The organism is Ruoffia sp. FAM 20857, from assembly GCF_045528645.1.
Taxonomy (GTDB): Bacteria; Bacillota; Bacilli; order Lactobacillales; family Aerococcaceae; genus Ruoffia; species Ruoffia halotolerans.
The window spans coordinates 1-22,637 of the sequence record NZ_JBGQRB010000022.1; the positions used below are offsets into that span (position 1 = coordinate 1).

Below are 22,637 nucleotides of genomic sequence, written 5' to 3' on the forward strand. Positions count from 1 at the left end.
GCCAAGTGAATTCTCCTTTTAGTAATGTGTGGTAACTTTATTATATAGGAATTCACTGGCTTTTTGTGTACATACAAAAAAAGGTGTCAGTGAGATTTCTCTCACCAACACCAAAAATTCAAGAACCCTTATGTGTATCCAGTAGTTTTTTGTTTTACATTAATTGCTTAGGCAATATCAATAGATATCAATTATCTTAAAAGACGTTTACCTATTAAAGATAGCGAATATTTCATTTATTTTTCACACTTATTGCTTATAATGTCCTTAAGTTAAATTAGTGTAAACTAACTTGTCATGCTGGAATTTATCTATATAATAAGTAAGGCTATCATTCCTTAGGCTGATAACAAATCAGTAGGATAATACTATATTAATTTATACAATAATAAAATGAAAGGAGGCAAACTATGGAAGAAAATAACAATCAACCAACGAAACCAACGAGAAAAAGTAATGCAACCTGGGATAAAGTAAAATCCATGTGGCAATATTACCGTGGTTGGAAGTGGTTAATCTTTATTGGCTTAACGTTTGCCTTACTGCTATCAAGTTATTCTGTTCTTATTGCTAAGACAACGAGTGTTGCTACCTTGCAAGAAGGACTTATGTCTCAAACAACTATTTATGCTTACGATGATACAAGTGCTGGAACTTTAATGGCTCAAAAAGGGACTTATGTTCCTTTAGAACAAATCTCGCCCCAGATGCGAGAGACGTTAGTGGCCGTTGAGGATAAACGCTTCTATGAACATAACGGTTTCGATACTATCGGGATCGGACGTGCGTTTGTTAGGTTATTAATCAATCGAGACACGAGTGGCGGTGGTGGGAGTACGATTACCCAACAACTTGTGAAGAATGCCTTCTTAACGCTCGATCAAACCTTCCAACGGAAGATTAAAGAACTCTTTCTATCTATAGAAGTTGAAAAGCATTATACAAAAGACCAGATTTTAGAAATGTATTTAAATAATTCCTACTATGGTAACGGAGTTTGGGGGATTGAAGATGCTTCTCAGAAATACTTTGGTCATCCAGCTTCGCAACTTAACTATAATGAAAGTATGGTCCTAACAGGAACTCTTAAGGGACCTTCAATATTTAACCCGATTGATGATTATGAAGCGGCGATTGAAAGACGGAATGTTGTAGCTCAATTGATGGCTTCAGATAATGTCATCACCCAAGAAGATGCTGATGCCATAATGGCTGAAGGAATATATCTTTATGATAATTACTATGTCGAGGATAGTTACACTTATCCGTATTACTTCGATGGTGTCATTAATGAAGTAGTGGCAGTGACTGATATTCCAGAAGATGATTTATTATCAAAAGGTTATAAAATTTATACGAATTTAAACCCTGCATATCAAAATGCCATAGACAGGTCATATGATAATACATGGATATTCCCAGATGATGGGACAGGAGAACCATTAGTTCAAAGTGCAAGTGTCGTTATTGATCCAAATACGGGTGGGATTATGGCAGTCTACGGCGGCCGAGGGGATTATGTCTATCGCGGCTTTAACCGCGCAACGGACATGTACCGCTTACCAGGATCAACACTTAAACCAATGGCTGTCTATGTACCCGCCCTTGAGAATGGTTACAATATGCATTCAATCGTTCCGGATGTCGTGGAAGGCCATGGTGCGAATGATTATGCGCCAAATAATTATAATAATTATACGGAACCGGGTGGCGAAACTGAATTATACTACGCCTTAGCGCAAAGTAAGAATACAACGGCTGTTCACTTAATGGATGATATTGGAATTAGTGAATCGGTCAGAAAATTAAGACAATTTGGTATTAATGTCCCGCAAGAAAATCAAGATTTATCCTTAGCACTTGGAGTTATTAATCCAGGGCTTTCACCACTACAAATAGCGAATGCTTATTCAGCCTTTGCTAATGAAGGTATTCGTTTTGAAAGTAGTTTTATTCGTCGAATTGAAGATGCATCGGGACGAGTGGTCTACAACAATGAATCACCAACAAAACATATGGTAATGACTTCTAATGTCGCTGCAGATATGACAAGCATGATGTTAGATACTTATGGTGGATACGGGACCGGTTATGGATCCGGACCAGATTATGGTATGTTAGCTGGTAAAACCGGAAGCACCGAAGTAGCAGAAGGAAATATGGATACACGTGATCGATGGATGGTTGGTTACACACCAGACTTTGTCGTCGTGTCATGGTCAGGCTTAGACGAAGTAGACGTCGAAGGCCAACCGTCTTTAGATGAACTCATGCCAACTGGTATGGGTGCCTTATTCAATCTTCAGACAACGGCACTAATGAATCAATCACCGCAGACGCCTTTCGATGTCACTTATGCGTCACAAACTCAAGAGGCTACAAACATTGTGGAGAATGCGAATAATTGGCAAGAACAAGCAACGTACTTCTTGAATGATGCGGGTGAGTTTATTACTGAACACGGTGGGAATCTACTCAATGAGATAGGTAGAATTGGTTCGAATGTAGTTGAAGAAGTTTCGGGTTGGATAAATTAGTTTAATTTGTGTGGAAAACTAACTAATGTAACTTTCAAATTAATTCAGATTTATAACCGTTTCTGGTAGTAAAGAGAGTCTAATTTTGCTAATATTAAGATAGAAGTTAAAAAAGGAGAGAGAATATGACAGAAAATAATAATATTTATGATACTGCGAATCAATTGGAGCGCGACTTAAGAGCATTACCAGCATATAATGATTTAAAAGAATCAGTTGCTGCCATTGAAGCGAACGATGAGAGTCGTGAGTTATTCAAAGAATTCCGCGCGATTTCGCAACAATTACAACAGAAACAAATGCAAGGTGAAGCACCTACAGAAGAAGAGATTGCAAACATTCAAGCAATGTCTGTTAAAGTTCAAGAAGATGAGAACGTTAACCGTTTAATGGCTAGTGAGCAACAAGTAAGCCAAACGATTAATGACATCAACCAGATTATTACGAAGCCATTAAATGAAGTTTATCAAAACATGAGCCAGTAATTATTTGCTGAACTTTATTGCCAGCTGGAAGTTTTCGAGACGATCGATGCTTTTGGCTGGTTTTCTTTACGTAAATTTTCTCTCTTATATAAAACTATTCAATGAAAGGAGCAAACAAGATGAAATTATTGCACGTCAGCGATTTACACTTAGATAGTCCTTTTGCAGGGCTAGGTAATGATTCGCCTCAATTACAAAAAGAGTTAATCAATGCCCCGTTTAAAGCTTTTGAGCGCTGTGTAAGTATTGCGATTAATGAAGACGTTGATGTCATGCTAATTTCAGGTGATGTGTATAACAGCGAGCGGCAATCAATCGTCGCTCAGCATTTTTTTATGAAACAAATGGAACGCTTAGATAAAGTGGACATTCCCGTTGTACTTATACATGGTAATCATGATTATATTCGTCCAGATAAAGCACGTGTGATCTATCCCAACAATGTGCATGCTCTAGATTCCCGACAAGTATCAAGTTATGAATTCAATCTAGAGGATGGACGCTTAGTTCAAATTCATGGTTTCAGTTATACAACGAAATGGATTCACGAACGCGTGGTTAATGATTATCCAATGAATAACAACCCAGAAGCTTTCAATATTGGGCTGTTACATGGAGCTTTAGAAGGAATTGAATCAGATTCAGGAAATTATGCTCCTTTTAATATCGAGGAACTACTCTCAAAAAGCTATGATTATTGGGCTTTAGGACATATTCATAAATCTGAAGTGATGAACCAAGAACCATTGATTCAATATGCTGGGACAATCCAAGGACGTCATATTAATGAAACTGGCGATAAAGGGTGCTATATCGTTGAATTAGAGAAGGGTCAAAAAACGATAAATACGTTTTACTCTCTTGCTTCAATTGTTTGGGAAAATGCTAAATTAGAGTGCGAATCTGATTGGCAAGCGAATGATATTATTGAAGAATTACAACAAATCAGGGCTAATTTCCAAGATGAAGCGAACGCAAATCAACAAACTTACTTTATTCATGTGGAGTTAACTCAAGCCCAAAGACTTGAACCTCAACTCCTTGAACAAATTCAAGATGGCGAATTTTTCCAAGTCTTAGACCAAGATTATCAGGAAAGTCCATTTGTACTCATTCATCGAATGACACCCAAATTAAATGTGTCTTTAGATGTCTTTCATTTTGATCCAGGTTTGGAGGAAAGTTTTAATAAAGTGGTGGAAGAATTAGAAGGGGGAGACCGCTTTAAGACAGTCGTATCTGATTTTTATCAACATCCACTAATTAAACGTCACTTTAACTTAGAACATGATGAATCCTTACAGGAAGATATGATTTATTCTGCTCGACAATTAATAGCACAAATGATCGGGCTAGATAAAGAGACGGAGGATGAGACTCATGAGAATTAAAACATTAGATATCTATGGATATGGACGTTGGATTAACCAAAAGTTTGATATTAACGATGACATTCAATTGTTCTATGGCCGTAATGAGTCAGGTAAATCAACTTTACAATCATTTATTCGTTCGATTCTCTTCGGTTTTCCAAGTCGACGTAAAAAAGTAAACCAGCCTAATCGTTATGAACCTAAGAATAGTGACGTATACGGTGGACGCATTCTGTTAACAGAAACAGTCTATGGTGATGTTTGGATCGAAAGAACGGATAAAGAATTGAAACTTTATACAGATTCAGGCGAAGAATTAGCTGTATCTAAACTGAATGAAATATTAGGTGGCTTAGACGAGTCATTATTTGATAACTTTTATGCCTTTAACTTAGCGAATTTACAAGAATTAGCGAATGTAGGCGCAGACCAGTTAAATGATTATTTTCTAAGTATCGGAACCCTTGGAAGCGATAAATTCTTAAGCATCTCTAAGGATCTTGAGAAACAAACGGATGAATTATTCAAACCTAGGGGTGTTAAACCTGAACTAAACCGTCTGCTTAATGATTATGATCATCTTTCTGAACAAGCGAATGAAGCTAAAAGAAACACGGGACGCTACAATGATTTAACTAGACGTCGGGACCAAATTGATGTTGTCATCAAAGAAACAAATCAACAACTCAATCAAGTTGAACAAGACATACGAGAAAAAGATAAACTCATCTCGCGTTATGACACTTACTTGAAACTCAAAGCGACAGAGAAAGCCTTACAGGGACTTGTATTTACGACTATTCCTGAGAACGCGCCAAAGAAATTGAAAGATGATGTGGACTCCATCCAAAACTTGGAGGAAGAGAATACAGCCTTAACAGAACGTATCTCTCACATTCAAAACGATTTAGGCCAGCTAACACGATTTAATTGGGCGAATAATCATGAAGAAGACCGTAAGAAATGGTTATCTCATACAGAGCAAATTAAAGAAGTTCAAACCAAATTTGAGCAAATGAATCAGCGTATTCACGAAACAAACGAATCTATGACACAATTAGCGGTAAAAGGACAATTCTATCCAGAAAAGATTGAGAACAGCCAAGCTTATGAAGAAAAAGTTGAAAAAGGCTTAATCATCCAAACAAAATTAATCGACAGCAATTCTGAAATTGAAACCATTCGAATTCAACGTAAGATGCTTTTAGAACAGAGAAAAAATTTGCAAAATAAAAGCGCAAACTTGCGTCAAAGTGTGGCGAAGATTGAGAATCAGCGTGTAAATGAAGAAGAAATTCTAATTCAAAATACGCGATTATCAGAGTACTTTATAGGTTTAACACTGTTAGTTGTTGGGCTCATTGTCGTATTCTTCAATTTAGTTAATGAAGCAAGTATGGCGAATATAATATTCTGGTTAGGTGTGTTTATGACCATTATCGGAATTGCGTCAATGTCTTATGTGTTTATAAAACACCGTAACTTAATGAATGAGTTTAATAATAGTCCAGTCCTCGATCGAGCGAACCAGTTGAAAGAAGAAGAGAAACAAGTGAGTGAGCAAAGTCGTGAACTCGGTACAGAAATCAATGAAAAAGAAGATACAATTAATGAATTAGAAGAAGCAAAAGCTGAAATTGTAAAAGATCAAAATCATTGGTTAACTGAGATTGGTTTTTATCCAACAGCTGATCCAGAGTGGATTCTAAAGACAAATCCAGTGAAAACCTACTTCTCTGAGATGGAAAAACGCGAGACTTATGAGGCTGAATTGGCCAAATTAGCATCGCAAATTGAAGATTGGAAAGATGCAATCTCGCCACTTCTAGAACGATTCCCAGCCAAGGATGTAACTACGCGCGTGTTAATTCGTCACGTGGAAGAAGTTGAAGCGTCATTAATTCAAGCTCAACAAAGAGGGAATAGCTTGAAGGAGCGTTTAGTTGAGGCTAGAGAACGCATTGAGAAAAACAAAGGCAAAATTGACGCACGACAAGTTGAGATTCAAGACATCTATAATAAAACGGATGTTACAAATCGCTTAGAATTTGAACAACGAGTGTCAATTAACCAAGAAATTGAAGACTTAACGAATAAAAAAGAACTTTATAAAGAACAAATTACTGGCTACGAAGATGATTTAGCTTCGATTGAAAGTAAACAAAGTCTTAACGAGTCATTCCATGAATCAGAACGTGAGCATTCAATTCTGAAAGGGAAGTTAGATCCGAATATTCGTGAGAGAGCGAATCTCGTCGTGGAGATTCAACAACTTGAGCAAGACGGTACTTTCCAAGAATTATCACAACAACTTGAGAATAAAAAGACAGAAATTCTTGAAGTGATTCATGAATGGGGAACTAAACGTTTGGCAATGGATATGATTAATCAAACACTTCGTAAAGGTTTGGATAATCCAGTCAATGAAATGAATGATATTGCTGATCATATCTTTAATATCTTAAGTTTCAGTCGCTATACACAAATTAAGATGAATAAGAAAGATATTAAAGTAAAACAATTTAGTGACGTCTTATTCTCACCACACGAATTATCACAAGGTACTTTGGAGCAATTATATGTTGCCTTAAGATTAGCCTTTGTCATTAGTGCTCAGAGAATGATTAAGATGCCAATCATCATTGACGATGCCTTTGTAAACTTTGATGAATTCCGTAAAACTAGCATGTATAAAGTGCTGCAAGATATTAGTGAAGACATACAAGTGCTATTCTTTACTTTTGACCAGCAAGCTAATGAAACATTCCATCCGAAATTTATTATTAATCTAGAGGAAATTAACTCAATTGATTTACCTAATGAGAACACTCAAGATTATAAAGAAGCTTTGGATGAATCGTTAGAAGCAGCAAAGGAAGAAAAATCTGAATAACAGGTTGAATAAGATCAGTCCATATCTGAGTCTTTAAATAATAATGACTTCACTATTATTTAAGGGCTCGGATATTTTTTTATCCGTATAATATGATAGAATAAAAGAGTGATTATTATGTATATCTGTTTAACATAACTAGATGTTTTATATATACAAGGAGGTATATTGTGGCACAATTATTTGAAATTAAAAACGGAGAACAATTCGGTATTTTTGTTCTAATTAAAGCAGCGGATATTCGTACAGCGCGTAATGGGAAACCATTCATAGCCTTTCGATTCCAAGACCGTTCAGGTTCGATGGACGGTATGTTCTGGTCAGCAACTGAAGAAGAAGTGAACTTATACCAAGCAGGTAAAGTTGTTTTTCTGAGAGGTAAGAGAGATACATATCAAGGAACACCGCAAGTAAAGATTGAATCCATGCGCCTAGCAGAAGCGGGTGAGCCGGATGATCCAACGCTTTATGTTGAGAAAGTGAAAGTTAAACGTGAAGACTTGGAAGCAGAACTTGATGATGCGTTATTACTTATAACTGAACCAAACATTGCACGTGTCGTTCGTAAAATCATTCACCAAACGCAGGAAGACTTCTTTGTCCATCCAGCAGCCAAACGATTACACCATGCCATGGCAGGTGGACTAAGCTTCCATACATTATCAATGGTTAAAATCGCACGTAATTTATTATCGATTTATCCACAACTGAATCCAAGTTTATTAATTGGAGGAATTATCCTTCATGATATTGGTAAAACTGTTGAATTAAGTGGAGCCATCTCAACAGAGTATACCCTTAAAGGGAAGATGATGGGACACATCGTCATTATCTCAGAGATGATTGACCGTGCGTGTGCTGAAATTGGCGTTGATCCTGAGAACGAGTCAATCTTATTACTGAAACATGTGGTATTAGCTCACCATGGTAAAATGGAATTTGGTAGTCCTGTCTTACCACAATTACTAGAAGCAGAGTTAATTCACTATATTGACGATATGGACGCTAAAATCAACATGATTACTGAAGTCCTAGATAAGACTGAGCCAGGCGAATTTACATCACAAATCTTTGCACTAGACCGCCGTCAAATCTATAAACCTAAATTCCAAAAATAATCTAAAGAGAAAAGAGAGATAATATGGATTCACATAAAGACGCACATGCACATGAACATGGCCATGATCACAATCACGACCACGATCATGACCACCATCATCACTCTGAATTAGATCATTTAACACATAATCATGGTATAGACATTGTATTACAAGGTGAGTTAAATGCTAATATTGAGCGAGTTTGGGAAGTGTTAACATCGAATGAATACGTCAAACAATGGTTCCCTGAACTTGAATTTGAATCACTCAAAGCTGGCGGAAACTTGATGTTTAATTCAGGCGACATGCATATAAATATGATGATTTATGACGTTGAAGTGCCGTCTCACTTGTCATTTGAATGGGGAGAAGGAAACATTGTAACCTTTGACCTTGTTAGCAATGACGACTTAACGACGCAACTGAATTATACTCAATGGATTCATCATATTGATGAAGAGCATAGTCCGAAAGACGTGACGGGTTGGTTAATTTGTATGCAAAAAATTGCTGCGATCATTGATAACAAACCTATTCCAGATACAATGGAGTTATACAATGTGTATTACGATGAAGTAGAACAGTTGATAAAAAAACAAACGGCGGCTGAGTTTGAATAGAGATTATTTAAGAAGTGTTGTAGCTATTGCACAACACTTCTTTCTGTGACTATATTTATGAACAACTTGTGTAGAGGAAATTTAAAGTTCTATGATATACTAAGATTAGTTTCGCTTAAACACAGCGTAAGTTAAATGAGAACGGAGAATCATGATGGAAAAGTCAAATTCGCAAAGTTTATACCAAGCATTATGGAATTCAGCTGATATATTAAGATCAAAAATGGATGCCAATGAATACAAATCATACTTATTGGGGCTTGTCTTTTATAAGTATTTATCTGATAGAATGTTAGTACATTCTACAGAGTTACTAGAAGAAGAGTCACATGACTTAGAAAAAGCTCAGTTGATCTATGCAATTGCATATAAAGATGCAGATACTCATGAGGATTTAAGAGAAGCTTTGAAAGATGATATTGCCTATGACATTAAACCAGAGCTAACTTTCTCTGCACTTATTGATGAAATTAACAATAATACTTTCCAACGAGAGCATTTACAACAAGGATTAAGAGACATTGAGCAATCAAATCCTATCTTTGAAGACTTATTTGAAGATATTGATTTAAACTCAAGAAAGCTAGGACCTAATCCTCAGAAACAAAACCAAACAATTTCATTGTTAATGAAAGAACTCGCTGATTTAAATCTTGTTGATTATGACGGAGATGCGCTCGGAGATGCTTATGAGTACCTTATTGGTCAATTCGCTTCAGAATCAGGGAAGAAAGCGGGAGAATTTTATACACCGCAACAAGTAGCTAGATTAATGACACAAATTGTATTAATGGGTAAAGAGGATCAAAAGGGATTCACAATTTATGACCCAACTATGGGATCGGGATCGCTTCTTCTAAACGCACAACGCTATTCCAATGAACCATTAAGCGTTCGTTACTTTGGACAAGAATTAAACACTTCTACCTATAACTTAGCACGTATGAATATGTTTCTTCATAGAGTGCCTATTGAGAATCAGAAGTTACGTAATGGTGATACACTTGATGAGGATTGGCCAACAGATGAGCCGACAAACTTCCAAGGTGTATTAATGAACCCTCCATACTCAGCAAAATGGTCAGCATCTAAAGGCTTTTTAGATGACCCAAGATTTTCTTCATTTGGCGTATTACCACCGAAATCTAAGGCTGACTTTGCATTCTTACTACATGGTTATTATCATTTACGTAATGATGGAGTTATGGCAATTGTACTTCCACATGGCGTATTGTTCCGTGGTGCATCTGAAGGGAAGATACGTAAAGCTCTATTAGAAAACGGAGCCATTGACGCGGTGATTGGTTTACCAGCTAATATTTTTGTGAATACAAGTATCCCAACTACAATCATTATTCTAAAGAAAAACAGAGTAAATCGTGATGTAATGTTCATTGATGCATCAAATGAATTCACAAAAGAAAAAAATCAAAACATCTTAACTGAAGAAAACATTGAAAAGATACTTGAAACTTATAAGAAGCGCGAATTTGTAGATAAGTATGCCTATTTAGCACCTTATGATGAGATTGTAGAGAATGACTATAATTTAAATATCCCACGTTATGTAGATACTTTTTAAGAACCAGAACCCATTGATGTGGTTCAATTGAGTAAAGATATTCGCGAAATTGATGCTGAAATTGAGCAAACTGAGAAAGAATTACTTTCAATGATTGATGACTTTCAAGTGACGGATGAAACACGAGATATCATTCAAGCGATGAAAGAGGTGTTTCAATAATGGCTAAGGAAGAAAGAAGACAACCGGAACTTAGATTTAAAGGATTTACAGACGATTGGGAACAGCGTAAGTTGGGGAAAATTTGTAACACTTATTCAGGTGGTACTCCATCTGTGACAGATTCATCCTACTATAATGGAAATATACCCTTCATTCGTTCTGCGGAAATAAACAGCGAAACAACTGAATTATTTCTGACAAAAAGTGGGCTGAAAAACTCATCAGCAAAACTTGTTGAAAAAGGTTCAATACTTTATGCCATGTATGGTGCAACTAGTGGAGAAGTTGGTATTTCCAAAATAAATGGAGCAATAAATCAAGCAATATTAGCTATTCACCCACATGAAAATTATAACTCATACTTTATTATGCAGTGGTTACGCTTGAATAAAGAACAAATTATTAGCACCTATTTGCAGGGTGGACAAGGCAATCTCTCAGGTTCAATCATTAAAAGTTTGAAAATTGAGTTTCCTAACTCTAATGAGCAACAAATTATAGGAGATTTTTTCAACTTATTAGATAAAAACATCGATCTTCATCAGCGTAAGTTAGACCAATTAAATCAACTCAAAGAATCGTTGTTACAGCAAATGTTTCCTGGTAAAGGTGAAACTGTACCTAAGCTGCGGTTTGCTGGGTTTGAAGGTGAGTGGGAAGAGCGGAAGTTAGGTTCAATTTATGATTTTAGCAAAGGTAAGGGGTTACCTTTAAATAGTTTTACTTATTCTAAGGATGATCCAGCTATTGCTTATGGACATCTTTACACAAAATATTCAGAAGTAATTAGTGAAGTAAATCTAAGTTCTGATGATGACGGGGTGTTATCAAAAGAAAATGATTTGCTATTTCCAGGAAGTTCTACGGTTCCTAATGGTACGGCACAAGCAAATGCGATTATGTTAAATAACGTTAAGCTTGGTGGAGATATAATAATTGCCAGACCCAAACAGGATATTCGTGTTTTATCTATTTTTATGAGTTATCACATTAATTCACAAAGACAAAAATTATTCCCTATCACTGTTGGTACAACTATTGCTCATATGTATGGGAAAGATCTTTCTAAGGTTAAATTCTTTATAACGAACTATTCAGAACAAGAAAAAATAAGTTATGTATTCAAACAACTAGATAACACTATCACTCTTCATCAGAGAAAAATAGACTCTTTAAAAGAATTAAAAAATTCAAGTTTACAATTATTATTTGTATAATTTGGTTTATAATAAATAACTATTTTAATTTGTAGTACTTTACTATATACAAAAAGCCATTAAAACCTTGATAATTGATAATAGGATTTTTCCTAAAATATTCAAGGAGGTTTTATTTTGGTAAAAAATAGAAAAACAAATCAATTATTTTCAGTCTATTTTAAAGATTGGGTGGCGCTATACAAGGAAGCTGCAGTTAGGCAAGTTACTCTTCAGAAATATTATATTAATCAAAGAAGAATTGAAGAACTAGCACCGAATTTAAAAATGGGTGAACTAACGCGAACTTCGTATCAACAATTGTTAAATGATTATGCATTAACACATGAAAGACAAACTACAATGGATTTCCATCACCAACTCAAAGGTGCGATATTAGATGCTGTAGATGAAGGTATATTACCCCATAATCCAACTCGTAAAGTAATAATTAAAGGCAAAGAACCTAGAACCAAAAAAATAAAGTATTTAAATCAATTTGAAGCTCAATCTTTAATCAAAGAATTTGAATTAACAAGTGAAATTAATTGGGACTGGTTCTTTCTATTAATTTTAAAAACAGGATTACGTTTTTCTGAGGCACTTGCATTGACTCCAAACGATTTTGATTTCACTACTCAAAAATTGAAAGTAGACAAAACATGGGATTATAAATCACCCAATGGAAAATATTTGCCAACAAAAAATCCATCATCAGTTAGAACAATACAATTAGATTGGCAAACAGCTATGCAGTTTTCTCAGCTTGTACGGAATCTGCCTTCTGATCAATCGATATTTGTAAGTGAGAGAATCTTTAACACTACGATTAATAAAAAACTTTCACAGCTCTGTAATGATGCTGGAGTTCCAGAAATAACTATTCATAGTCTTCGGCATACACATGCTTCTTTGTTATTGTATGCCGAAGTATCTATTGCTTCAGTTGCTAGAAGGTTAGGTCATTCTAGCATGACAACTACACAAGAAACCTATTTACATATCATTCATGAATTAGAGAATCAGGATAATGATAAAATTATGCGTCATTTGTCCACCCTAATCTGAAAAAAACTAATAAATACCGCTATTTGGAATTAGCGGTATTTATTAGTTTTTTTTAGATTTCAATTATCATTAATATCTATACGATAGTATTATTGTGGGAAGAGTAATTGTAAGTATGATGCTTTTAGTCTTTCTAAAGAGTCTAATTTTCTCTGATGAAGCTCTACAGCTTTATCTAAATGATTTAAAAATTTACCAATTCTTCTTTGTTCATTATTTCCAGGACAACTAATTATTGCATTCTTCAAATCAGTCGAGTTTATAGATTCAAAAGTCGATCCTGTACTAACTTTTGTCCAGTAACCAAACATTTTCATCCATACTAAAGCTTGGTATAAAAACTCATTACCTTTAATACCGGCGACACCTCTGCCTAAGACAGCATGAAAATCTGTTTTTCCCACATCACCAACGGGTGCGCGTACACTTAATATAATATCTTTAGGGTCTGCTGTTTTAGTTACCTGCGTAGTCCATACTCGCGGAGCTACTTTCCCATTTTTCATATCAGCATTTCCTTGAATTAATATGTAATCATTTGGATTATCAGTATAATTCTTACCATTAGGTGATTGTCCCATCGTAATCACTGCTTCTTCACTCAATTTACGCTGTTCCCATACTTCTGAGAAATTATTGAATCTTAGTTTGGGAGCACTATGATTTTTTTCAGGGAACATAAGCTGTAGGATAGCCTTTTTTAAGTTTTTTAATCTATCAAGCTTACGCTGATGAAGATCTATAATTTTATCAAATTTATCAAAAAAACCCCCTATTTTTTTTGTTCAGTAAGAGTCGGAAGTTTTATACTGGTCTCTAGTATATTCTTATTATATAAACGCTTTATCGTACTTCCTTCTAATCCCTCCCATTTAACAATCGAATAAAATTGGTTCAAAAATTTGTTGTCTATTCGTCCTTCATGATTCAACCAAACAATATTAGAATCTTGAAAGTATTCATCTCCACCCTGATATACGACGGTTCTTCCTATACTTCCAGATGCAGATATTAGTATATCTCCTTTTGTAGGATACGGGTATTTGGATTTATAATCTTCAAATAATTCTCGAGAAATATATGCGTCTGGCACTCCCCCAAATGTCCCAATTTTATAGAAAGGCACATCGCCTGATTCAAAGGTCTGATCTTTGAATATACGTTTGTTCATTGAAACTTTTCCTAAATCCCCCAATTTACGCTGTTCCCAAAAATCGTCTAAAAATTTAAGGATTATCCTATTATATCAACTAAATTTTTAATTTCCTTCAATCGAGCGAAAATACTAGTCATAAATACTATTTTACTAAGCTTTTCATGCTATAATGAGATAAAATAGACTATTAAAAATGAATGAGGGAGAGCTATGCCGTCTTTTACTAGTGAAGCAGAATTTGAAAAAAATATAATAAATCAATTGATTCAAGGTGAGTCACAGTGGACCTATCGTGATGATTTAAAGACTGAGGATCAATTATGGGACAATTTCAGACAAATTTTGGAAGCGAATAATGTAAGCGTTCTGAATGGTGTTCCATTAACTGACCAAGAATTTGAACAAGTTAAAGCAGAATTAAACTTTAGCTCTTTTTATGCTGCTGCAGTTTGGTTAACAGGAGAGAATGGTGTTGCTAAGGCGACAGTTCAACGAGAGGATGCTAGCAAGGGAACTATATTATTGCAGGTTATTCGACGTCAAGATATTGCAGGTGGGACATCTGTCTATGAAGTAATTAATCAGTATCGTACGACACAAGTGAGTCCTGTTGATCGTCAAAGGATTTTTGATGTAACTTTATTAATTAATGGACTTCCCATGATTCATATTGAATTGAAAAACAAATCAGATGGGTATATGTCTGCTTATGAACAAATTAATAAGTACTTAAACGAAGGTAAGTTTAATGGAATTTATTCAACGACTCAGATGTTTGTCGTTACAAATGGTTCTGACACACGGTACATTGCAGCGGGAAGAGGAGAAAAACTCAACTCTAAGTTCCTTACAACTTGGGTTGATAAGGATAATAAGCGAGTGAATAATTATTTAGAATTTGCGGAACATGTTTTATCGATTCCACATGCGCATAAATTAGTCACACAGTTTACTGTAATAGATAACGAAAAGAAATCACTAATTTTACTGAGACCTTATCAAATCCATGCTATCGAAGCAGTGGAAAGGGCATCTAGAAGAAGAGAGTCAGGTTATGTTTGGCATACGACTGGATCAGGAAAGACTTTGACTTCTTATAAGGTAGCGAGAAACTTACTTCAAATACCTTCAATAGATAAGACAATATTTATCGTTGATAGAATAGATCTTGATCAACAAACGACGGCTTCTTTTACGTCTTATGCAGAGAATGATGTTATTGATATAGATCAGACTGATAATGTCTCTGATTTAGTAAAAAAACTAGTTTCAAATGATAGAACACTTATAGTGACGACCATTCAAAAATTGAATTATGTTATGAAAAGATATGGAGATAACGAAAACAATCGGAATTATAAAAAGTTACGATCATTGCATGTAGCCTTTGTAGTAGATGAATGTCATAGGGCGGTCTCACCAGAAAAACAACAGGAGATTAATAAGTTCTTTCCTTATACTCTTTGGTATGGTTTTACAGGAACACCACTTTTTGTAGAGAATGCTCGTCAAGAACAGGGAAATTTAGCACGAACTACTGAAGAACAATATGGCCCTAGATTACATGAATATACAGTCAAAGAAGCAATTAATGATAATGCTGTACTTGGGTTTCAAGTAGAGTACAACAATACTATTAGTGATGATGATTTAATAGATATTGTTAAACATGAAGCAAAAGTCGATAGTGTATTACATATGGATGAGGTTCAGAAAGAAAAATATATACCCACACAAATTTATTATTCTGATGAACATAAATTAGAGGTGATTGATACAATTATTAATCATTCAAAAAATAAATTTAACTTGGATCGAGGAATCGGAAATACTTACAGTGCAATATTGACGACGAGTTCTATTAAAGAAGCTCAACGATATTATGATTCATTTAGAGAAGTCATCGAGGGTAGAAGTTCAGTTGTTATTTCTGACAAAGTGAAAAAAGCAGTGGTTGACTTTCCTAAAGTGAGTGTCACTTATTCTGTAACAGAAACTGAGGAGAGTTCATTTGAGAACCAAAGTCATTTAAAAGGTGTTTTAGAGGATTATAATAAGATGTACAATACTAATTATGATTTAAGTAATCTTCGAGGATTCAATAGAAATTTAAATGATAGATTAGCTCGGAAAAAGGAAATATATAAATATAGAGAAGAACAAATTGATATTGTTATAGTTGTTGATCGACTATTAACTGGGTTCGATGCGCCTTCTTTAGCATTACTATTTGTCGATAGACAACCTATGAGACCACAAGGTTTGATCCAAGCATTCTCTAGAACCAACCGTATTTATGACCATACTAAACAATACGGACAAATCATGACGTTCCAATCGCCAGCTACATTTAAAGAGGCAGTTCAAGAAGCTTTTCTCTTGTATTCTAATGGAGGCGAAAATGCTATTCAAGCTCCAGATTGGGATGAAGCGTTTAGTAATTTCACTTTTGCTTTAGAGGAGTTAAGATTTATAGCTCCCAATCCAGATAATATTGATATGAATGATGAGACAGAAGCACTAAAGCTCTTTGTGAAAAACTATCAACAATTTGATAAAACGTTCAGTGCAATCAAAGTATACTCTAATTATGATGAAGATTACTTTAAAGAAGAATTTGGATTAAAAGTAGAGTTGATTGAAGATTACCACGGTAAATACGAAAATGCATTGCAAGAAATTAAAGAACGGATTGGCGAGAATGATGTAGAAGAAATATTATTTGATATTGACTATAAATTATCATCAATTGGAACGGATAAGATTGATTACGAGTATCTTATTCTACTCATTCAAAACTTATCGAATGAAAGATACAATCAAAAAGATGATAAACCAAGTAAAAAGAGAGTTAATGAAATTGAAAAGTATATTTCTGACTTTAAACAAACAAATCCAAAATTAGCTGTCATTATTGACGATATCTGGAATGAAGTTCAACATTTACCAAAAGAAGAATTGAAAAACTTAGATGTATCTCAAAAACTTCAGTTAAAGATTGAAGAAAAGATAGATACGATTGAAGAGAAGATTACTAAAGAATATTTCTTAAATAAGGAAGATTTCGCTTTCTTAGTAGAAAACTATAACCCAGCTAAGAAAAAACAAATCGGTGAGACAGAATTAAAAAGAAGTGCTGATTATAATGCCTATAAAGAAAACACTGAAAATGGAGTTAATCGATTAAAATTCTGGAAACATGTAAAGAATGAATTTACAGACGTTATTGAAGAAGAGATACTACCATTAAACTGGCGCTAGTATATTAAAGAGGAACCTGCTACAAAATAGCAAGTTCCTTTTTTTAATACAGTCTTTTCTCTGTTCCGTCCAATTCAACATACATTGAAGCATCCTGAACGGTCTCCACAATACCATGATAATTATCATTTTGATCTTGCGCACCAATATACAAGATATAAATAAGTTTATTCTCAGGTGAGAACCACATAGGTTCAATAAAACGACGTTGTGCTTGAAGGTCTTCAGATAAGCGTTTAACCTTTGGCCAAACTCTAGCGGGGTGACAATATTCTAAGTCACGTCCAATTTCTAAAGGTGATCTTTGGAAGAGCATCTCGTCATAAGGACCGATATTATTAAAGTATTTAAACTTATGATCGCCGTCAACGTAAGTAATCTCAAAGGGCATTGAATCCAAAATGAGTCTCACTTGCTTTAAACTTAAATATCCTTCGCCGATACTAATCAATTGCTCATTAGAAAAATCCTTTGGATCATTGACTACTGTCTCATTGCTTACAGACCAGTTGAATTCCAACTGTCCTTTACCAAATTGAAGTACTTGTGATTCTGCTTGAGACTGATGTTTGTGATTAACCTGAGTTAAATTAGCTGGATCCTTAAGTGTTAAATCAACCTTACTTTGAGGGAGTAAATTACGCCATTTATCCGTTTGAATATCTAAGATAGGTTGGATGTTTTGTATTATTTCAACGAACCCTTGATATTGCCCGGCTTCATTAAAGAGTGCTTTATACGAAATATATAAGAATTCTGATTCATCTTCAAACCAAAAGCTTTCTTCAGTTAATGTGTTATCTTTGAAAGCTTGAACAATGGGTTCTAATGTATCCCAGACAGCTTCTGGATAGACATCTTCTACCTTAGCACCGATGTTTTCAGCGTGTCGTGGTAATATTGATGACTCCTTCTTGTGATTGAAGTATTGTACGATATCATTTTGATCAACAAAAGTAACTTTCACTGGGATGTAATCAAAGATGACTTTGATTTGTTCTAAGCTCAAGTAACCATCACCAATCGAAAGAGGCACTGTTGGGTTCATGATTTGGTTACTGCTTGAGTCAAGCGTCTCATCTGGTTCCCAAAGAACGGTAAATTGACCGGCATTAACGGTAATTTTTCGTGTTTCGATTGTTTTACTTTCCACTGTATTCATTGTTTTTTGAACTGACTTAGTTGGTGTAGGTACTTCTTGAATTGTTAATTCTTCAGCTTTTTTCGTATCTTCTTCGAGTAAGTCTGCCAGGTTTTCTGGTTCCCAAGTTTCGCGAGGAGGAATAATTGCATAGCCGTAATTATCGCTTTGCTGGGCGATGTTGTACCAATCCAATTGATTGAAACTTTCAAGTAAGATATTAATTAATATAGCTTCTTCTTTAAAAATCATTTCATTGAATTCAAATTGGAAAGCTTCATACGTATCTCTTACTTTTGAAAATTTAATATCGGGAAATTTTTCCATGGCTTTATAGGCGCGTTTGAATAAGTCACGGATCTCATCATCTTTTGCCCACATAACTTTTGGTGGAGCGTCGTGGCCGTAACTTTCCATAACCGGGAAGAATAAATGTTCTTTCCGTTTGTAATGGTTATCAAATTGCCCGATGATATCATATTGACGTTTAAGTCCTTTAATCATTCCATTAGACAATTCTTCAACCGGCATTTCTTCAAAGGTATCCAGAATATTGTTAATCCGTAGCAGGGCAGAGCGTAACGCCATATTCTCTTCTTTGAATACTGTTACGGGGTGTCCGGGGTGATCAGCATCGGGTGCTTTACCATCTTCAATCGTACCTTTGAACAGATTCGCGTGAACATTACATAGCTTAAGAACATCTTGAAACGTAATCACACTATCCCCATACATTAATTGATGCTCCATCATGGAGATTTCAATGGCACTCACACCCGTGAAATGCTCATTAAATTCATCCTGAACTGATTCAGGATCCGCTCCATGATGCAGTTTAAGAAGAATACCTTCTAATATATCTATGCGATTGTCTGTATTATTACTCATTCACGTCACCTCCGATGACAGTATAGCCGTTCCAGTGTAGTTCATTCACTAATTGTTCCAAAGGAAGGTTGATTAATTTGCAGCCTTTTTTTAGTGTAACAACTTTTCCAACCGATTGTCTCATGGCTGGATTAGCTAAAGGTTTAAAGCCTAAATCGACAAGAATGTCGAGAAGTTCAGGGTGTGAATCAAGGACTTGTTTCACAGGTCTATTAAGGTCTACTTGATTTTCCATTTTCTTACTCCTTATAAAATTCGATTGATATTAAATCTATTTATGTATAAACTAAACGTACTATATTATATAATACTAGCGAACAATAACTTCATAAGCAATATGAATAAAATAAATATATTATTTAAACGAAAGGAACATCTTTTATGAATGAAGAATTTGGTATTCTATTCAAAAACGAAGCATTAAAGTACGAAGAAGAATTACTAGAGCAATTAACAGGAGTCATCGATCCAGAGTTAGGCATAGATATTGCGAACTTAGGCCTAATATATGAAGTAGATATGGATGAAGCAGGGAAGGTTGAAGTCATAATGACTTTAACAACTGCCGGTTGTCCCTTAGCAGACTTTATTGATAGTGACGTGAGATATCAATTAGCTAACTTTGATAAAATTACTGAAATCGATATAAAAGTTGTCTTTGAACCGCATTGGGATTTATCTCGCATCTCACGCTTTGCTCGTATTGCTTTAGGTATTCCGAGTGATTTTATTCCGAATTAAATTAATATTTAAAAGTCCTGTCTAACGATGGGGCTATTTTTGTACAATGTTCTAAAATTCACATAAATAATTGTTATATCCTATTGCTTTAGGTATAAAAATAGTTTATCATATATGTGTAATGATTTAAAAGTATAGATGTTGCTTCGAATTTATATGGAGGGGATACCATGGAAAAATTAGAAAACGAAAAGATGAATGTAAATCCTTGGGAAGGTTTTACAGGAACTAAATGGCAAGAGTCAATTGATGTTAGAGATTTTATTCAAGAGAATTATACTTTGTACGAAGGTGATGATTCATTCTTAGAAGGCGCAACCATTGAAACTTTCCAATTATGGGATCAAGTAATGGAACTAACAAAAGCAGAACGTGATGCTGGTGGCGTTCTAGATATGGATACTAAAGTTGTATCAACAATTACGTCACATGATGCGGGTTACTTGAACAAAGACGTTGAAAAAGTAGTAGGTGTTCAAACTGACAAACCTTTCAAACGTAGTTTACAACCATTCGGTGGAATCCGTATGTCTGTTCAATCAGCAGAAGCATATGGGTATAAGATTGATCCAGAAATTGAACATATCTTTACAGAGTACCGCAAAACTCATAACCAAGGTGTATTTGATGTATACACACCTGAGATGCGTGCTGCTCGTCGTTCAGGAGTAATTACAGGACTTCCAGATGCTTACGGTCGTGGACGTATTATCGGAGATTACCGTCGTGTTGCATTATACGGAGTAAACCGTTTAATGGAAGAGAAACAAAAAGACTTCGCAAATATTGGTAACGGACAAATGAACGAAGAAGTTATGCGTCTACGTGAAGAAGTTAGTGAACAATACCGTGCCTTACAAGATTTAATTGAATTAGGTAATATTTACGGCTTTGATTTAACTCGTCCAGCTGAAACAGCGCAAGAAGCATTCCAATGGTTATACTTAGGATACTTAGCGGCAATTAAAGATCAAAATGGGGCAGCAATGTCATTAGGTCGTACATCTACATTCCTAGATATCTATATTGAACGTGATCTTGCTACAGGTATGCTTTCAGAAAAAGATGCGCAAGAATTAGTCGACCATTTCGTTATGAAATTACGTCTAGTTAAATTCTCACGTACACCTGATTACAATCAATTATTCTCAGGAGATCCAACTTGGGTCACTGAAGCAATCGGTGGAGTTGGGATTGATGGACGACCACTAGTAACTAAAAATTCATTTAGATTTTTACATACATTATCAAACTTAGGACCAGCACCAGAACCAAACTTAACTGTGTTATGGTCACCAAGCTTACCAACTCATTTCAAACGATTTGTTGCGAAGATGTCTATTGACACATCAGCCATTCAATATGAAAATGACGACATTATGCGTCCAATTTACGGTGATGACTATGCCATCGCATGTTGTGTGTCAGCGATGGAAGTTGGTAAACAAATGCAATTCTTCGGTGCGCGCGCGAACTTAGCAAAAGCATTATTATATGCAATCAACGGTGGTGTCGACGAAATGACGAAAGCACAAGTTGGACCAAGCTATCGAGCAATTACTTCAGAATACTTAGAATATGATGAAGTGATGGAACGTTATGATGACATGTTAGAATGGTTAGCAGGATTGTATATCAATTCATTAAACGTTATCCACTACATGCACGATAAATACAGCTATGAAAGTATTGAAATGGCTTTACATGATACAAATGTAAAACGTACGATGGCTACAGGTATTGCTGGATTCTCAGTTGCAATTGATGCTTTATCAGCAATCAAATATGCAAAAGTTAAAACAATCCGTGATGAAAATGGTCTAGTTGTCGATTATGAAATCGAAGGTGAATTCCCACAATACGGTAATAACGATAAACGTGCTGATGAGATCGGTGTTGATTTACTTAAAGCATTCATGACTAAAGTTAAGAAACATCCAACATACCGTGATGCTATCCATACAACATCAATCTTAACTATTACATCAAACGTTGTTTACGGTAAGAAAACTGGTAACACGCCAGACGGTCGTCGTGAAGGAGATCCATTTGCTCCTGGAGCGAACCCAATGCACGGACGTGATACTCATGGGGCGTTAGCAAGTTTACTTTCAGTTGCTAAAATGCCTTACGAATATGCTTTAGATGGAATTTCAAATACATTCTCAATCATTCCAAAAGCATTAGGTAAAGATGAAGAAATTCAAAAAGACAACTTAGTGAATATGTTAGACGGATATATTAAAGAAGGTGGACACCACTTAAACGTTAACGTGTTTAACCGCGAAACGTTATTAGATGCGATGGATCACCCAGAAGAATATCCACAATTAACTATCCGTGTATCTGGTTATGCTGTAAACTTCATCAAATTAACTAGAGAGCAACAAATGGATGTTATTAACCGTACAATGCACAGTACAATGTAATCACT

Annotated in this window: 13 protein-coding genes and 2 pseudogenes; 12 read left to right on the forward strand and 3 right to left on the reverse strand. The window is 35.2% G+C overall.

Translation table 11 applies throughout. The annotated features are described in order from the left end of the window. The first annotated feature begins 410 nt into the window (after positions 1 to 410). The 9 genes and pseudogenes from ACEN4N_RS06485 to ACEN4N_RS06525 all read left to right on the forward strand — a co-directional run bounded on the left by ACEN4N_RS06485 (position 411) and on the right by ACEN4N_RS06525 (position 13,016). On the forward strand, positions 411 to 2,537 hold the full coding sequence (locus tag ACEN4N_RS06485) for a transglycosylase domain-containing protein (RefSeq protein WP_407093904.1): 2,127 nt from the start codon (positions 411 to 413) through the stop codon (positions 2,535 to 2,537). Between the two features lie 125 nt (positions 2,538 to 2,662). Then, complete coding sequence (locus ACEN4N_RS06490) at positions 2,663 to 3,022, forward strand: YlbF family regulator (RefSeq protein WP_407093905.1); 360 nt, start codon at positions 2,663 to 2,665, stop codon at positions 3,020 to 3,022. 119 nt (positions 3,023 to 3,141) lie between these two features. Beyond that, a complete protein-coding gene (locus tag ACEN4N_RS06495) occupies positions 3,142 to 4,413 on the forward strand; it encodes an exonuclease SbcCD subunit D (RefSeq protein WP_407093906.1) in 1,272 nt (423 codons plus the stop codon). After that, entirely contained in the window at positions 4,403 to 7,288 is a 2,886-nt protein-coding gene (locus ACEN4N_RS06500; protein ID WP_407093907.1) for an AAA family ATPase, read from the forward strand. The genes ACEN4N_RS06495 and ACEN4N_RS06500 overlap by 11 nt, the downstream gene beginning before the upstream one ends. A gap of 170 nt (positions 7,289 to 7,458) precedes the next feature. Next, entirely contained in the window at positions 7,459 to 8,406 is a 948-nt protein-coding gene (locus ACEN4N_RS06505) for an HD domain-containing protein (RefSeq protein ID WP_338489553.1), read from the forward strand. Between the two features lie 23 nt (positions 8,407 to 8,429). Continuing rightward, on the forward strand, positions 8,430 to 9,008 hold the full coding sequence (locus ACEN4N_RS06510) for an SRPBCC domain-containing protein (RefSeq protein ID WP_407090237.1): 579 nt from the start codon (positions 8,430 to 8,432) through the stop codon (positions 9,006 to 9,008). A gap of 151 nt (positions 9,009 to 9,159) precedes the next feature. Further along, positions 9,160 to 10,752, forward strand: a pseudogene (locus tag ACEN4N_RS06515) (type I restriction-modification system subunit M). Continuing rightward, positions 10,752 to 11,969, forward strand: a complete 1,218-nt coding sequence (locus ACEN4N_RS06520) for a restriction endonuclease subunit S (RefSeq protein WP_407093908.1) — start codon at positions 10,752 to 10,754, stop codon at positions 11,967 to 11,969. The pseudogene ACEN4N_RS06515 and the gene ACEN4N_RS06520 overlap by 1 nt, the downstream one beginning before the upstream one ends. A gap of 117 nt (positions 11,970 to 12,086) precedes the next feature. After that, positions 12,087 to 13,016: a site-specific integrase gene (locus ACEN4N_RS06525; protein ID WP_407090235.1), complete on the forward strand. Its 930-nt coding sequence runs from the start codon at positions 12,087 to 12,089 to the stop codon at positions 13,014 to 13,016. 89 nt (positions 13,017 to 13,105) lie between these two features. Here ACEN4N_RS06525 and ACEN4N_RS06530 read toward each other — a convergent pair. Beyond that, a pseudogene (locus tag ACEN4N_RS06530) lies at positions 13,106 to 14,187 on the reverse strand (restriction endonuclease subunit S). A 195-nt stretch (positions 14,188 to 14,382) separates the two neighbouring features. Between ACEN4N_RS06530 and ACEN4N_RS06535 the strand changes: the two are divergent. Beyond that, on the forward strand, positions 14,383 to 17,433 hold the full coding sequence (locus ACEN4N_RS06535) for a type I restriction endonuclease subunit R (RefSeq protein ID WP_407093909.1): 3,051 nt from the start codon (positions 14,383 to 14,385) through the stop codon (positions 17,431 to 17,433). Positions 17,434 to 17,476: 43 nt separating this feature from the next. Here ACEN4N_RS06535 and ACEN4N_RS06540 read toward each other — a convergent pair whose 3' ends face one another. Beyond that, positions 17,477 to 19,462: a DUF438 domain-containing protein gene (locus tag ACEN4N_RS06540; RefSeq protein WP_407093910.1), complete on the reverse strand. Its 1,986-nt coding sequence runs from the start codon at positions 19,460 to 19,462 to the stop codon at positions 17,477 to 17,479. Beyond that, positions 19,455 to 19,697 (reverse strand): DUF1858 domain-containing protein, encoded by a 243-nt coding sequence (locus ACEN4N_RS06545; protein ID WP_407090232.1) that lies wholly within the window; start codon positions 19,695 to 19,697, stop codon positions 19,455 to 19,457. Before ACEN4N_RS06545 ends, ACEN4N_RS06540 begins: the two co-directional genes overlap by 8 nt. Positions 19,698 to 19,843: 146 nt before the next feature. Here ACEN4N_RS06545 and ACEN4N_RS06550 point away from each other — a divergent pair, with 146 nt between their 5' ends. Together ACEN4N_RS06550 and pflB are read left to right on the forward strand one after the other, a co-directional pair. Next, the gene (locus ACEN4N_RS06550; protein ID WP_138403990.1) at positions 19,844 to 20,203 is read left to right on the forward strand and encodes a metal-sulfur cluster assembly factor; all 360 of its coding nucleotides are present in this window, start codon (positions 19,844 to 19,846) and stop codon (positions 20,201 to 20,203) included. A gap of 170 nt (positions 20,204 to 20,373) precedes the next feature. Further along, on the forward strand, positions 20,374 to 22,632 hold the full coding sequence (gene pflB / locus ACEN4N_RS06555; RefSeq protein WP_407090231.1) for a formate C-acetyltransferase: 2,259 nt from the start codon (positions 20,374 to 20,376) through the stop codon (positions 22,630 to 22,632). Positions 22,633 to 22,637: the final 5 nt, after the last annotated feature.